The sequence below is a fragment of the Paenibacillus sp. 1A_MP2 genome (assembly GCF_052244825.1).
GTDB lineage: Bacteria > Bacillota > Bacilli > Paenibacillales > Paenibacillaceae > Paenibacillus > Paenibacillus vandeheii.
On record NZ_JBQQCS010000001.1, the window covers coordinates 6660152 to 6675925 of the forward strand.

Here is a 15774-nt window from a genome sequence, read left to right on the forward strand (position 1 = left end):
TGTGTATTTGTCGCCAAAACTACCGCGTAATTTACGTATCGGTCTCCATTGTGGATATGTTGTGTACGCTCTCATACACCTTTTCTTTGATCCACAAGGATATCTTTGATTTTCCTGCTCTATTTCTGATCAAGCAATTCTCCCTGACGCATAATCAACACATCATCAATGTACACATCCGGCTTCTGCACAACGGCATCAATATGAACACCAGCTGCAACTGTGCCACCAAAGGTATTGTTACTGCCAAAAGCAACATGAATGGTGCCGTACACTTTTCGTCCTCCAGGACAACACCTGTAATTCGAGCCTTGTCATTGGTACCAACGCCGAATTCTCCAAGAATTCGACCATCACCTTCGCCCAGCATGGATAACAACTTGTCTCCTTCAGCGCCAGTTGCCGTAACAAGGCGGCCCTCTCTAACCGTCAATAGAACAGGTTCGCTGATCGCACCTATTCCTGCGATTGAGCCGTCCACCAAAATTCCACCCTCTCCAATGCCTTCAACGGGGGCGATATACGCTTCACCGGAAGGCAAGTTGCCGGACTCACCTGGCTTGAGGTACATTCCTGTACTCGGTACGCCATTGCGTCCCTGTATGGAGAACGACAGCTGGTGTCCATCTTTCTCGATGCGGACGCTGCTGCCTGCACTTAGCATGGCTGTGACCTTATCTGTCAAAGCCTTCACCTTGGGATATTCTGCGGTAATAGCGCCGTTCATGAACATATCGTCCGTCATACCCGGCATCGTCGCTACCCGAGTTCCAGCAGCTGCCGCCTGTTTACGAGCCTGCGTATGGGTTAGTGAATAGCGGGTTACGCATACGGCAACATCTGCACGCTTCATCGCTTCGGCGATCGGTGCAGGCGGCTCTTCACCGGATTTGCTTCGTTCCTTCATCACCATAAGCACCACATCTGCTCCCAATGCCTTGCCCGCCTCATATATGGATTCGGCCAGTTCTCTCTTGGCATCATCCGCCACGACAGCCAGCGTCTCACCACTGCGAAGTCCAAGGCATTCCACCAAAACATTTTTACTGACGTCAATTCGTTGCTGATTCATCTGTTCGTCTCCTCCTGTGTCAGACCATTTCCGCTACTAGCTTACCCATTAGAGCATTCGACAAAATGACCGGGATTCCTGCGCTGGCATTGGCAACCCACTGACGGTGGCGCTCATCATACCCCATGCAATCCAGTAAAATGAGTTCAACACGTCCCTTCAGTGATTCAGCCGCCTGACGGAATTCGGCTTCGCCGGATGTGTAGGGAGAAGCTGCGGCAAATGCAGGCTGGACCAGGGAAGAAAACTTCAGATCGAGCTGTCCCCCTTGCTCGGGTAATGGCCCGATAAGCCCGAGACGTCGCCCATCGGCCATGGCCTGTACCGCTGGAGGAATAATGCGATCAGGTTCAATAAGGTGCACCTTGGCTGAACGCAGACCCGGGAATGAACCTGTGCACAGCAACAAAATATTGGAGATGCCCAAGGCTTCGATCTCACGGATTTTGCGATCCAATATCGGCCTGATTTTTTCACGGGATACGATGGCTGAACTGCCGTCCAGCAGTCGGGAAGTCAGGACATAATCACCAGGCTCCGGTGCCAGCTTAGCGATCTGTGCTGCCGACAGTCCGTCCAACAACCCGACCTGAACAAGTTCGGCCCGCCCCTCCAGATGCTTCTCGATGACAGGCGCAACATCGGTCCGTGGAGCTTGTCCAATCGTAATCATGCCAAGCTGCTTAATCATCTTATAGCCTCCTACATATCAGATCGGCTGGTAGATGCCACGTTTATCCATAGCAGCCTTTCTACCTGCCGCATCAATCGTGACCTTCTCGGATTAAACTATGCAGAAGGAGCGGCCTGCTGTATCCCCGGGTCTGAAGCACTTTCATCGATCCATACAGACGAGTAATCAGGTTATATTCCTCCTCGTTGTAGAACGAACAGGTGCCATTCGTGAATTCCTTGGCTGTCTCCACGACCAAACGAACTGCGCTTGCAATATCAACCTCATGGCTCGCTCCTGTGCCGCATCCCGGGACTGCAGATTGAGCGGTTATAGCTACGCCTACAACGGGTGCATGGGTAGCCACAGCTGGCTGCAAAATGGAATTGATATGGTATAAGTCATTGCCATAAGGAGTAATATCCTGCGTCGTAATCGGGAAAGTCACCGGTAGCTGCCCTGTGGTCATCTCCATGATTCGAAGCAAATCGTCACTTACCCGTAAAATGTATCCCTCTTTCACCGTTGGCGAAATGGCGATGCCTTTATGGTTAATCACCCGGTTTCCTTTGGTGGTATCAATGGACAGGATGGCTTCCATCTCGGGCAGAACCTCATGCTCATTCATCTGCAAAATGTCGACCGGGGAGTCCATAAAATCAACCGGCTCATGCGGAAGAGTAGGTGCATCCGGACAGATATGCGTCGTCACAATGACATCTCCCTTGAGCGAATCGCCCTTGGTCTGCATATCGGCCAGCTTCAGTCCTGCTGCAACAGCAGCGACGGCGCCATCGGCATCCGACACGAGTCCGATGCGTGTTGGACGGGCACCAATTCCACCCAGCCGTCCGACAATTCCCATCGTCGGGGCCTGCCCTCCGGACAACTTGCCGTCCGTACCGGGGATGATGATTTTGACAAAATCCGTACTTCCCTTTTCCCCTTGTACCGTCAGCACTTCAACCGAAACCTGTGGATATTGAACAAATAATTGCTTTACACTCTCACCATTTACATAAGCGCTGTCCAGCGCGTCCAGTGCCAATAACGTTTTTTGAAGTGGCATCGTACACATCCTCCTCTTAGCTGTTGATCTTGAAATCAAGTCTATCGCAGTTCAGAAGAGGGTCACAATGTACCGCCTTGCCAAAATGAGCATCGTTTTATTGTGCGACAAGTATAAATGGGAGTGAAAATAACGCTTTCATTCATTTTATCTAACTGTATGTGTAATATAATTTAACATTTTATTATGGAGTGCCCTGAATATGGTGTGATTTTGGGAATGCACACTTCAATTCTACGCTTACCTTCTGTTCATTTGCCATTTCACGAGCAGTGAAGCCGTTTCCTCCGCATGAAACAGGGGAAATTGGTGTCCATAGGGAAGTTCCACTTGTTGGACGGATGAATGGATATTTTCGGGGCGTGAGTATCCCATATCGTTTATCGCCCAAACCATTAGGGTACGTTGCGCTTGCGCATTCGTCTGAGAGACTTTATCGTTTGGATGGGACTGTATCCAGTGGAGCAAATCAGCATTCGCTCCTGCGATGCGGGAGACTTCAAACCAGAAGATGCTCTCCTTGCATAGCCTTCCAGCAGGGTTGGATTGATCTCAGAAGCATCTGTGCTCTTTAGCTGCTCGACCACTTGCTGTGGGGTCATCCGTGATAACATTCCTTGCAGCATTCTTCTCGGGAACTTTGATATCAGGCGCTGTATTCTGTCCTTCGATTCTCCCCACACGGGTTGCAGCATGGCGAGCTGAATATGTTCCCTCACACTCTCCTGCATGACCATTGCGGCTATCGATGCCCCAACGGAATGTCCTATCAGTTTGACTGGACCTTGTACCTCATTCAGAACACTTCGAACCGCCTCGACCTGTCCTTTGAAAGCCATCCCTTTTCCCCTGTTCCGATGAACTGGAGAACGCCCAAATCCGGCAAGATCCACAAGCCATGCCGGGTTTCCCGTCATACTCCATAACGCATCTCCCAGAGAAATCATATCGTCAGCACTGCTCATCAAACCATGAACAATCACCCATGGGTCACCCTGACCCTCATGGACCAGCACCGCCAGATTGCCCTTGCGCGTCCGAGTCCAGCCTTGAGGCAGATCATTCTGTGCAGGATAGCTGAAACGATAATCCAAATCGGCTGTCACGTAAGGCAATAGCTCGCTAACTTCAGGCAACTTTAGTCCCATTCGCTGAAATAACCGCTCCGTCTGCTGCACTTCAAACTCTTGTTTGGTAATAAACGCGATTGATTCGGGCGGTATTCCGCTGATCTTTGTGCCACCAGCCTTCATCGCTGCATGGATCATGGGCAGAGGCACTGACCATCGAGGTGCAGATACATCCAACTCTGCCGCAAGTAACCGAATCAGTTCCTTCATATCCGGACTGTCAGCTTTTCTGGACAACAAGGGATATGTGCCGCCGGATGGATTGCTGTCCTGAGTTAGAAAAACGAGAGTCTGTGCCACCACATCATTGGATACAAGGGGCAGCCAATGCTGTAGGCCACCAGGAATCACCGGCATTCTACGCCTTCTCATCGCTTGTATCATCATGCCAATTCCGCCGGTTTGTTCAGTTGCACCTGTGGGATATGGACCGACGACCGTACTCGGGTTTACAACAGATAAGACATATGAATGCTGCTCAGCGTGCTGTCGAATATAACGGTCCGCTTCGAATTTCATATGCTCATAGGCACTTTCGGAATGGAACGCTTTGCTCATCCATGATTTCTGTCTGTTCGACTTATCCTCAGCATCTCCATTGGCTGATGATATGGGCGGAGAGTTCTTCCTTCCATATGGACTCATAAAACCAACCACGTGGATAAAGTGCCTCAATCCGTGTTTGCGCTGAATATCTTCGGCGAGTTCGGCAATGCCTCTTGCTCCATTCATAAAAATCTTTTCTGCCACCTTCGATTGCAATGTGACATCCATCGTTCCACCTGCATGAATAATGATGTTGGCCTGAAGAGCACGCTCACGATCAGCTTTGGTTAGACCCAGACCTGGGGCTGACAGATCTCCCTGAATACAGATTATTCGGCTGAAATCCGTCATTCCGTATGCTTTAAGAGCCTTCCTCGCTTTGGATTCAGAGCGTACAAACAGCAATAACTGGGCCTCACTGTCCCCAAGTTGCTTCACTACCTCCTTACCTATAAATCCGGTACTTCCTGTCATCAAAATAGTGGTTGATTGAGTCGCTATGTTGTTCTTAGCCTGATAAGGACCGGTCTTACGTTCTGCATTTGATAATGATGAATGATGTATACTCATTTCTAATCTCTCTCCCTTTTTAGCTCTATCTTATTTAGTACTATTTAGTACTAGTTGTATGCAAAAAAAGAGCTTCGTTTACCGAAGCATTTGACAAAATGTACGTGCTGATTGTTCAATAATCCCTATATCGCGCGCAGTCTCCGCGAGTACAAGGGACCCTTCCAAAGCCGCAATAAATAATGAAGCCGCCGGTCCCGGTTCAATTCCTTTACGGAATTCTCCACGATCCAGTCCTTGCTGTAACAGCTTTTCCATCATCGGCTGCAGATCCCGGAAAAAGCGGGCTATACTTTCTTTCACTTCGGGCGCGCTGGCTGGTGTCTGCATATACAGTGTAATAAATGGGCAGCTTCCTTTATAATCGCGCCCTTCCATGCCTGCTGATAGTGATGCTATAAACGAATAGATTCGTTCTGTCACCTCTCGTTCACGCTGACTGAGCAGCAGGTATATTTCAGATTCATACTGGGCAATCCAGTATTGCACCACAGCCTGGAGCAATTCCTCCTTGTTTTTGAAATGATAATAGATATTCGATTTGGATACGCCGCTTACCCGCACGACCTCGTCCATGCTGACATAGCTGTATCCCTGACGCAAAAATAACTGAGCGGCTACTTCCACTGCCTTGGTCCGATTGACCGGATTGGAACTCTTGGATTTTAAAGATCCGGAGATTGATTTTTCATTTGTCATATTTAGAACTATACAGTACTAATTAAACAAATACAAGTTTTGCCGTTAACAAAAGATGCTCTTTGCCCGAAATTTGTCGCACTTGTCCACATTTGGAACGTTGTACACACAGGATATCCACATATAGTATTAACCCTGTGTTAAATATGTCAATGAGAGGCTAGATACGATGGGGTTATCCACATTTCTGAAGCATTATTCTTCCGATCTGCGATCGGGGAGCCCCAAAACTAAAAAAACAGGCCAACCAGAATGGAATTCTGGCTGACCTATTAGAGTGGACTACTTATCCAATCATTTGCGAAATGAATTTAAGCCTGTGGATACTAGTATGTGGATAACGATTCAAGGTTGAGATCCTCATACTTTACTTATACGGATAAGTGATCCGTGTTCGTTTACTTTTTCAGACTATCCCAGTTTTGTTGCAATGCATCAAGCAGGGCTTTTTTGTCAGATTTGCCTGCCACATACGCTTGAATCGTGCTGCCGAATTCTTGTGGAACACCTTCAGGGAAACGGTTGAAGTTCCAGCTTAACGTTTTATTTTCCTGACTGTATTTCATAATATCAGTTGCGAGGTCACCCAGATCCTCTTCGGATGCCTGAATTGAGCTGAACGCAGGGATAAACTTGAATTCTTTGGTCATGTATTGTTTACCGATATCCGATGTCACGAGCCATTCCAGGAACTCTTTCGCTTCCGGTTTCACTTGCGAATTCTTGTTCACAACCCAGTAGTTCGGTACGCCAACGAACAATTTGTCATTCGGTTCATTCGTAATTGGCATTGGTAGAATGCCGAGATTCAGATTCGGATCAATTCCATCAATCTGTACCTGAGTCCAGTTCCCTTGCTGCATCATCGCCGCTTCTCCACTTGCAAACAGAGTCACTTGTGTATTGTAATCAGTTGTCAGTGGGTTTTTGTTGCTGTATTTCAGCGTCAAGTCGAGCATGTTCATCCAATCTGTGAACACTTGGTTACCAGGGATTTTCTCTGTGCCTTCGTTAAGACCTTGGATAAATTTCACCGGATCTGCCTGATTCGCAAATGCCACGTTTACGTTATGATTCCCGAGTACCCACCATTCCTGATATCCATTGGAGAACGGGGTAATACCTGCGGCTTGAAGTTTCTGTGCAGCCTGATCCAATTGTTCCAATGTGGTTGGAATTTCAGTGATGCCTGCTTTTTGGAAAAGGTCTTTGTTATAAATGAAGCCATAACCTTCCAGCGCCAGCGGTTGTCCATACAGTTTGCCGTCTTTGGTCATCGGCTCTTTGGCCACATCAAGCACATCTTTTACCCATGCCTCACCTGACAGGTCTTCCAAGTATTCGAGCCATGTGTCCAGTTCACGATATCCACCAACGTTGAAAATGTCCGGTTGTTCGCCTGAAGCGAACTTGGCTTTCAATGCAGCGCCGTAGTCACTGCCGCCACCCACAGTCTGAATGTCCAGCTTGATGCCTGGATGGGATTTCTCGTATTCCGCTTTGAGACGGTTAAGCGCTTCCGCAATTTCGACTTTATATTGAAAGATTTTAATGGTTTTGTCCCCTGCTGCTGCCTCACCGCCACCTTGGGCGTCTGTGTTAACAGGACTTCCACTCTTATCTCCGTTGCCACAACCTGCGAGCATTACGGAAAAAGCAATTAGCATAAGCAACGTCAACTTGGTCATTCTTTTCATACATACACTCTCCCTATAGTAGTTTCAGTATAACAGCTTGTTGGCTTTATTCAGCCACCGAGGAGCAACAGCGACCGAAAGCGCACATGATCCCGGAGCGGCCCGCTCTTGCATACCTCTTTGCCTTACCATTTTGCCTTACATCTTTTCTTACTTGATCTTCCCTTTTTGAACTTTTTGCACTTGTTCATTTCTCTTCAGAAGTCAGGCGCATGCTATGCGGGCATGACTCCCTTTGCACCCACCGTGCGAGGTCGGAGCGGAGGGATCATGATGCGCTGGAGGAGCGGAGCGCTCGCCTTTGATACTCGGTGGCTTCCTTGCCTTAATTCATTCAGGCCACCGAGGAGCAACAGCGACCGAAAGCGCACATGATCCCGGAGCGGTCCGCCCTCTCACTCCCCCACATGATCCCGGAGCCGCACAACCCCCTCGCACTTACCCTTTAACTGATCCGGCGGTAATCCCCTGAATGATGTATTTCTGCATCAGCAGGAAGAAGATAATAATTGGCATGATGCCAAGCACCAGTGCAGGCAGGGCTAGATCCCATTGCTTCGTATATTGTCCGAAGAGCGCAAAGGTCGCAATCGGAATGGTACGCAAATTGGAGCTTTGCAGAATCAGGGATGGCAGCAGATAGTCATTCCAGATCCAAAGTGTATTCAGGATAATGACGGTAACATACATCGGCTTCATGAGCGGGAATACAATCCGGAAGAACACGCCGTAAGCGGAGCTTCCATCCACTCGTGCCGCTTCCTCAATTTCGAGCGGAACCGATTTGACGAATCCGTGGAACAGGAAGATGGACATCGGTGCGCCAAAACCGAGATAACAGATGATGAGTCCGAACAGACTGTCGATCAGTCCAAGATTACTGGTTACAGTAACGAGTGGAATCATGATAGACTGAAACGGAATCACCATGGCGGCAATGAACATGCCAAACAGAATCCGGTTGAACCGGGTATCGCTGCGTACCATTCGGTAGGCGGCCATGGAGCTGATCAACACCAGCAGCAGATTGCTGACTACGGTGACGATGAGCGAGTTCATCAGCGCTGACGGGAATTTGATTTTCTCCCAGGCATTCGCATAGTTGCCCCATTGGAACACTTCCGGCCATGCGGCCGAATTGGTAAGCAGGTCACCGAATGTTTTGACCGAATTAACAAACAGGAAGTAAAACGGAACCAGGAACATTAAACCAATGAGTATCATAACAATCTCGGTTACAATGGTACTGAAGCGATAATTTTTTGACGTTTCCATCTATGCCTCCACCTCCTTGCTCTTCGTCACACGCACCTGAATCATGGTGATAATGGCAACGATTACGAAGAACACAAGTGCTTTGGCTGTACCGATGCCGTACCGATTGTTAACAAAAGCCTCATTGTAAATATTCAGTGCTACCGACTCTGTTGATCCAAACGGTCCGCCTTTGGTTAGTGACAGATTGAGATCGAACATTTTGAATGACCAGGAGATGGCAAGGAACAGACAGATCGTGACTCCCGGCATAATGAGTGGGAAAATAATGCTGCGCAGTACCTGCCAGCGGCTGGCACCATCAATTTCAGCAGCTTCCAGCAGATCGGGTGATACGTTGGTCAAGGACGAGATGTAGATGACCATTAGATAACCTGCAGTCTGCCAGACAAATACAATGACGATACCCCAGAAGGCGGTCGGTTCATCTCCCAGCCAAGGGAGGTTGAAGAAGGACCATCCGGTCACGTCGCCTACTGCTGAAAACCCTTTCACAAATATGAACTGCCAGATAAAGCCGAGCAACAATCCACCGATCACGTTAGGCATAAAAAAGATCGTGCGCAGAAAGTTTCTCGTCTTGAGCGGTTTGGTCAGGAAATACGCCAGGAAAAAACCGATCACATTGGTCAAGATTACACCAACCAAGGTGAAGCGTACCGTAAACCAAAACGCAGATAGAAACTTGGGATCATTCGAGAAAATTTGCTTGAAATTGTCGAATCCTACCCAATGAATGTTCGCTGACACCCCGTTCCAGTCGGTAAAGGAATACACCATGCCAAGCAGGAAAGGGACCACGATAATGAGAATAAAAAAGACGATGGAGGGACCCACGAACACAAGCTGCTGTAACAGCTGTGAAGATTTGCGATGCTTCATATCGTTCTCCCCTTCTATAGATGGATGAAATTGGTCTCTTGTTCTATTAAACCCCAATCTCGCGCAGGGAAACACCGACCCTGGTGAACAGTTGGGTGTAAAATATTGTCCTTTCTTAACCTGCAACCAGAAGGGGTGTCACGATGTCAAAATACTACAGTATTCGCACCAAGCTAATTGCTTTTATGCTCATTGCCACAACGATTCCATTGCTGGCATCCATCAGCATGACGTTCATCCAGACCAAGACCGCCCTGCGCGAGCAGGCTGTCGCCGAGAACAAACGCCTGATCTTTCAGGCGTCCACCAATCTGAACAATTACGTCGATAACGTGGCAAGAGCGTCGCTGGCTGTGTACAATGATCCGAATTTTCTGCGGAATTTGGCGAAAATCCCCGGCGACTATCGTGCAGTTGCCGAGGTATACACTACCCTGCAGACGATACGCTCGGCTGTGCCCGATGTATTCCAGCTATATCTGCACTCCTTTGCTGCCAATCAATCGACATTGATTGCAAATCCTTTCCCGAAGCGGGAAGAGCGCAAACAGGCCTACTCCGACACGCTTCATGGAAGATCGGACGACAAAAGTCAGGATATCTGGGTCGAATCAGCGCATCTTAGTCATTCCTACGGCTTTAAGGCGGCGTCAGCAGATGACCCTCCAAGAACAGTGATCACCCTCCACCGTGTGATCAAGGATGTGCCTTCGACCGAACGCTTGGGTGCGCTCGCCATCGATTTGAACATGGATACCATTGCCGAAATTTGCAGCAGATTGTATGATCCGGCAAAGGAACAGATCTATGTCATCGACAATCAGAACCAGATTATTTACGAAGGAAAGTCGGAAGTTAGTGGAACGGAAGCATTACGACAGGAGGCGGCGACTGAACTCAATTTGGCACGTTCCGACCAAGGGACAGCACAGACCGTGTCAGGGCATTTTGAACAAGATCATTCGATGTATGTGTACCAGCAGTTAGGCAGTCCATTTGCAAACTGGACCATTGTAAAACAGATTCCGAATGAAACGTTGTACGCAAGTGCCACCACATTAACGTGGAATAACGCCATGATCGCCCTTGCGGCGCTGTTATTGGTCATTGTGGCAACCCTGTTCATCTCGATTCGCATCACCGGACCCCTGAAGCAATTAATGCGTTATATGAATCAGATTCAGGCAGGACGCCTGCATGTGGATATCCGGTTAACGAGTCGGGATGAGATCGGTGTACTGTCTCGTCATTTCCGGGATATGATGGATACAGTGAACAATTTGATTTTGCGGGAATATCGCCTGGAAATTGCGAATAAAACGAATCAGCTTAAAGCGCTGCAAGCCCAGATTCATCCCCATTTTTTGTATAATACATTGCAATCCATCGGTACTTTGGCGCTTCAACAGCAAGGACAGCGGGTGTATGTGCTGCTCTCTTCCCTATCCAAAATGCTGCGCTACAGCATGCGTGACCAGACTCGGGTCACTTTGCACGAAGAAGCCGAGCATGCACGGCTCTATCTGGAACTTCAAAAAGAGCGGTTCGGTGACCGTCTGGAGGTCGAACTGGATTTTGCCGAAGATACCTTGCGCGCCGAAATGCCAAGAATGACCTTACAGCCTTTAATTGAGAATTACTTCAAGCATGGGGCCGATGTTCAGCCTGGCAAAGGCAGGATACGCATATCCAGTCACCGAACGCCTGACGATTGGATTCAGATTCATCTGGAAAATAACGGACCGTGCATCCCGGAAGAGAAGTGGTCCGAGATTCAGCGTAGCTTGCGTCTGGCATCCACATCCTCCGATTCCTCTCAGGAAATGGACGAGACCGAGTCGATCGGACTACGTAACGTGATGCGCAGGCTCCAACTGAACTCACCTCCGGGATACAATGCGACGCTTACGATCGGCAATCTGGAACCGAATGGTGTAGAGATTATAGTCAAACTATACGCGGGAGAGTGAACAACATGAAAGCCTTGATTGTCGATGATGAAAAACACGTCCGCGATGCAATTAAGCTGCTTGGTCAATGGGAAGCCGCAGGAATTGATACCTTGTATGAAGCGGCAGATGGTCACGAAGCGGTCGCTGCCATCACGGCTCATCAACCGCAAATTGTACTCAGCGATATGCGAATGCCTGGCAAGGATGGTATGGCACTGCTTGAATGGATATCTGTTCATGCCCCGCATAGCAAGGTACTGGTTATCAGCGGTTATGATGACTTTGAACTTGTCAGACATGCGATTCGATATGGTGGTACGGACTACCTGCTCAAGCCAGTCGAAGCAGACGAACTGAATTCATCTTTGTTTAGGGCAGTCGATGCCTGGAAAGAAGCCGATGCCGTTCGGATGCAGTCCACAAGACAATCCATGGTGGTCGATCAGATGCGTCCGCATTATCATGACAGACTGCTCACTGAGCTTGTCGTTGGACGTGGAAGCAACAATACCCAATTCCAGCGGCTGCGGGATGAATTAAATCTGCCCAAGCAGATCGACAGTTGCAGTGTGGCTGTCACCAGCCTTTCCCATCTCGATGCTCAATGTTTGGCAAAATATCGCAGCCAGCCTGATCTGCTCGTATTCTCCGTACTGAATATCTGTGCAGAGATGTTATCTCCACCTGCCGAAGGTGTCGTGTTTCGCCAGCTTGACCAACCGGATGAGGTCGTTCTCCTGTACTGGGGTCAGTGTTCATCCCTGCAAACCATTCTCGAAAAAGTGAATGATGGTCTGGAGCAGACCATCCAGCGCCGCCTTCATTTTGGAATATCCAGCTGTGAATTTCACCCTACCGGAACCTCGGGAGCATATCAGGAAGCAAGCTTGCGGTTATGGCGACGCAATGCCTTACAAATGAAGCAGTGTATTCACGATACATTGGAGTCCTCCATCGGAAACAAGGGGCTGCGGTTATCCGCCTTTGAGGAGTCCTTACGACTCGCGTCTATGAGCGGGCGCGCTACCAGCGTGTCCAATGCGGTTGCAGAGTGGATGGAACCCATCACCCGGCTCGATGTAGTAACAGCGGAGCAGATACAGCAATGGGTGGATGAAATGGAATGGATGATTGGCCGTTGGCTCGACGATGCCGCAGGCGCCCCACCGAAGGACGAAGATGAAGCGATAGAGGAACAACCGATTCCATTCGCCGAGTTACCTTTGGATCGTGAAGGACTGTTATCACTCCCTTTGCTTCGCTCTCTGCTGGAACAGCGGCTGCTCGCAGCCGGAAAGGCCCTCACTGCACATCATCACGCCACACCGGACCCGATGAGTGAGATTGCACGTTATATGGATGCCCATTATCAGGAGGACCTGTCTCTGCAGCAGATTGCTGCTCGGTTCTACCTGAGTCGCGAATATATTTCACGCAAATTCAAGCAGCAGTTTGGGCTAAACTGGTCGGAGTATTTGGGCAAGCTGCGAATCAATAACGCCAAGCTGCTGTTACAGAACCCTTTCCTACGAATTGCAAAGATCTCGGAGATGGTCGGCTATCAGGACGAGAAGTATTTCAGCAAAGTGTTCAAAAAAATGGAGGGTATCACCCGGGGGAGTACCGCAAAACGTTGTCTGACGGAAATGCTTAATGAGTCTCCGGAAATATGTGAAAATTTCACTAAATAAAGCGTGCTCTATTCGTTGAATTGTAAAGGGGCATCCCGCCATTGTTCATGGCTCTGGGATAGCCCCTTTTTCTTTCTATGGGATCAGCGATCCCGCAGTATGACGGAAGGAACAATACGAATGTAGATCAACTCACCCGCCAATTCCACAATCGTCTGCGTTACAATTACAGCGGCAGCAATTGTGGCCCACTCCGGGGGCAGTGCTAGTGCCAATGGCAGAACGACGAGCGAATTTCGGGTCCCTGCACTGAAAATAACGGCCCTGCCTGCACCTGTATCCAATCGGAATAGAGCCGCAACCATTCTTGACAGGAAGGGCGTAACGATCAGAAAAATAATATAGATGGGCAGAACATCCACAATTACAGCAAAATCATTGTAAACCTTCCCGATCTGCGATGCGACAACAACAAGCAATGCCAGAGCCATCATGGGTACAGGCAGCCAAGCGGTCGCGTTCATCACCCGTTCTCCTCCGGCTTTGCCTCGGGTCAATACTTGCGTAAGAATAGCCAACAGCAACGGTATTACGATCAGGAATAGAAAAGCTTCTACGAAAGGCCCCACCTGCATGACCTGTGCTGCCTCCTTCCCAATGAACAACCACAAATATACCGGTAATAAAACCATTTGTATAACAAACAGGATTGGCGTTGCTGCCAGCATCAATTTCTCATTGCCCCGGCCCAGCTGTGTAAAAACAATGACGTAATCAATGCAAGGGGTAAGCAGCACCAGATAAACGCCTATGAGTACGGCAGGAGGTTGCGGAAATGCCAGGGTTAACAACCACACAACTACAGGTACAATGATAAAATTAGCGACCAGCAAAGCACCGATAAATCGCAGGTTGGACCAGGATTCTTTTAACTGTAAAAAAGGAATCTGTGCAAACATGCTATATAGCAAAATGGCAAGCACAGGCGAAACCGTATAATGCAGTGCTGTTCCCCATTCAGAGGTACCCAGTCCAATCGCTGCTCCTACAAGCAGGGCAGCAATATAAAACCACGTTTGTTGCTTCTCCATCGTTTCTCTTGTAAACAACCATCTTCCTCTCCCTCTGAGAAATTAGCCTTATGTCATAACATCAAAGTAATAATCGTACGTTTATAGTGAGTTGTAGTGAGTTGTAGTATATGTTATTGTCATATTAGAAAGCAGTTCTGGGTAATATGAAAATATCCGCAATGCGCTAACATTGCGGATATCCAGACAAAAGACCGATGGGTGACCACGGCGCGAATTTCAAATGCATGAAAAACCACCGAATTAAGGGGCCAACCTATCGTCGGTGGTTTTTCTTGTTCTTACGTGTCTTCTTTACGCTGAATAAAGTTCTCACGCCAGCACAAATACTGACGATCTTTAATAAAGCGTCCAGAATCTTCACGATCAAATCAAGGGACACGGCTCCACCTCCTTTCGGAGCAGCTTCGCCGTGTCTTCCCACCGATTACATTTGTCCTAAATTTGAGTATAGCAGATCGTTGTGAACGAATATAGATAAACTTACCAGCTATATTAATAAGGACAGAAGTCCTTTGTATTAACATATTTCTGCTTCAACCAGCGTACATTGAGACGTAACAAAGAGAATAAGAGAGCGGCAAACCGCAGGATAGCCAGACAACGATCCTGTGAATTTTTTGCGGCTTCTTATTAGAATGCAAAAGAACTGGGTATATTCATTGTAGACTGACCCGTGGTTCATTCATTTTTGTAAAACCAAGGAGGAAACTCAATGTCACGTAACAATCCGTACAAGTGGTTAAACGCGATTGGGTTTATCGCTGTTATCGTCGTAAACTACCTTTCCAACGCACTCCCGATCGGAGGCAGGACCAACAAGGAAGTTTCGGATATGTACCCTGTATTGCTTACCCCTTCGGGCTATGCTTTCTCCATATGGGGACTGATCTATCTGCTGCTCGCAGGCTTTGTCATCTATCAATTCGTTCCCTCTTCTTGGAAAAGGGACTCCATTACCCGTCTCGGTTACTGGTTTCTAGCAAGCTGTGCCTTTAATGTAGCGTGGATCTTTGCTTTTCAAAATCTCAAAATCGGCCTCGCGTTAGTCGTCATCGTTCTGCTGCTGCTATCCCTGATCATGTTGTATGTAAAGACGCGTGCAATCACCCTTCCCACAACTGCCGAAATCTGGCTCGTGAAGCTGCCGTTCAGCATATATCTTGGGTGGGTGAGCGTGGCAACCATTATCAATGCGGCTGTATTATTATATAAAGTCGGCTGGGATGGCTTCGGACTCAGTGAACCCACCTGGACTATCATCATGTTAATTGTAGGTCTGGTGCTGGCTGTACTGGTGAGCTTTCCTTACCGGGATAGTGTGTACCCACTTGTCTTTACATGGGCATACATTGCCATTGCACTCAAACAAAAAGACGTTACTTCCGTATATTATACGGCAATTATCATTGCGATCGTACTGGCCATTTATGCGGTATGGCTGTTCTTCGCCCGTAATCAGGATCGGGATTAATCCCGATCTGTTC

11 protein-coding genes and 1 pseudogene are annotated in these 15774 nt (G+C 48.3%); 3 read left to right on the top strand and 9 right to left on the bottom strand.

Features of this window, described 5'->3' with window-relative positions; translation table 11 throughout:
• Nucleotides 1–119 precede the first annotated feature (119 nt).
• From ACTWJ7_RS32735 to ACTWJ7_RS32770, 8 genes and pseudogenes are all read right to left on the bottom strand, one after another.
• Nucleotides 120–1072 (bottom strand): annotated as a pseudogene (locus ACTWJ7_RS32735) (aminopeptidase).
• Between the two features lie 19 nt (nucleotides 1073–1091).
• Entirely contained in the window at nucleotides 1092–1763 is a 672-nt protein-coding gene (locus ACTWJ7_RS32740; RefSeq protein ID WP_079348794.1) for an AroM family protein, read from the bottom strand.
• Between the two features lie 73 nt (nucleotides 1764–1836).
• Nucleotides 1837–2814, bottom strand: coding sequence for a DUF1177 domain-containing protein (locus tag ACTWJ7_RS32745; RefSeq protein WP_443146264.1), 978 nt, complete (start codon nucleotides 2812–2814; stop codon nucleotides 1837–1839).
• Nucleotides 2815–3209: 395 nt separating this feature from the next.
• The gene (locus ACTWJ7_RS32750; protein WP_443146265.1) at nucleotides 3210–5060 is read right to left on the bottom strand and encodes an SDR family oxidoreductase; all 1851 of its coding nucleotides are present in this window, start codon (nucleotides 5058–5060) and stop codon (nucleotides 3210–3212) included.
• 78 nt (nucleotides 5061–5138) lie between these two features.
• Nucleotides 5139–5759, bottom strand: coding sequence for a TetR/AcrR family transcriptional regulator (locus tag ACTWJ7_RS32755; RefSeq protein WP_301881846.1), 621 nt, complete (start codon nucleotides 5757–5759; stop codon nucleotides 5139–5141).
• Nucleotides 5760–6157: 398 nt separating this feature from the next.
• On the bottom strand, nucleotides 6158–7456 hold the full coding sequence (locus ACTWJ7_RS32760) for an ABC transporter substrate-binding protein (RefSeq protein WP_301881848.1): 1299 nt from the start codon (nucleotides 7454–7456) through the stop codon (nucleotides 6158–6160).
• A 438-nt stretch (nucleotides 7457–7894) separates the two neighbouring features.
• Nucleotides 7895–8731 (bottom strand): carbohydrate ABC transporter permease, encoded by an 837-nt coding sequence (locus tag ACTWJ7_RS32765; protein WP_301881849.1) that lies wholly within the window; start codon nucleotides 8729–8731, stop codon nucleotides 7895–7897.
• Nucleotides 8732–9613 (bottom strand): carbohydrate ABC transporter permease, encoded by an 882-nt coding sequence (locus ACTWJ7_RS32770; protein ID WP_024632174.1) that lies wholly within the window; start codon nucleotides 9611–9613, stop codon nucleotides 8732–8734.
• 143 nt (nucleotides 9614–9756) lie between these two features.
• On the opposite strand from ACTWJ7_RS32770, the gene ACTWJ7_RS32775 reads away from it, so the two are divergent.
• On the top strand, nucleotides 9757–11583 hold the full coding sequence (locus tag ACTWJ7_RS32775; RefSeq protein WP_301881851.1) for a cache domain-containing sensor histidine kinase: 1827 nt from the start codon (nucleotides 9757–9759) through the stop codon (nucleotides 11581–11583).
• Between the two features lie 5 nt (nucleotides 11584–11588).
• Nucleotides 11589–13256, top strand: coding sequence for a response regulator transcription factor (locus ACTWJ7_RS32780; RefSeq protein ID WP_443146266.1), 1668 nt, complete (start codon nucleotides 11589–11591; stop codon nucleotides 13254–13256).
• A gap of 83 nt (nucleotides 13257–13339) precedes the next feature.
• Here ACTWJ7_RS32780 and ACTWJ7_RS32785 read toward each other — a convergent pair whose 3' ends face one another.
• The gene (locus tag ACTWJ7_RS32785; RefSeq protein WP_301882111.1) at nucleotides 13340–14287 is read right to left on the bottom strand and encodes an arsenic resistance protein; all 948 of its coding nucleotides are present in this window, start codon (nucleotides 14285–14287) and stop codon (nucleotides 13340–13342) included.
• Nucleotides 14288–15002: 715 nt separating this feature from the next.
• Between ACTWJ7_RS32785 and ACTWJ7_RS32790 the strand changes: the two genes are divergently transcribed.
• Complete coding sequence (locus ACTWJ7_RS32790) at nucleotides 15003–15761, top strand: tryptophan-rich sensory protein (protein WP_079348788.1); 759 nt, start codon at nucleotides 15003–15005, stop codon at nucleotides 15759–15761.
• Nucleotides 15762–15774: the final 13 nt, after the last annotated feature.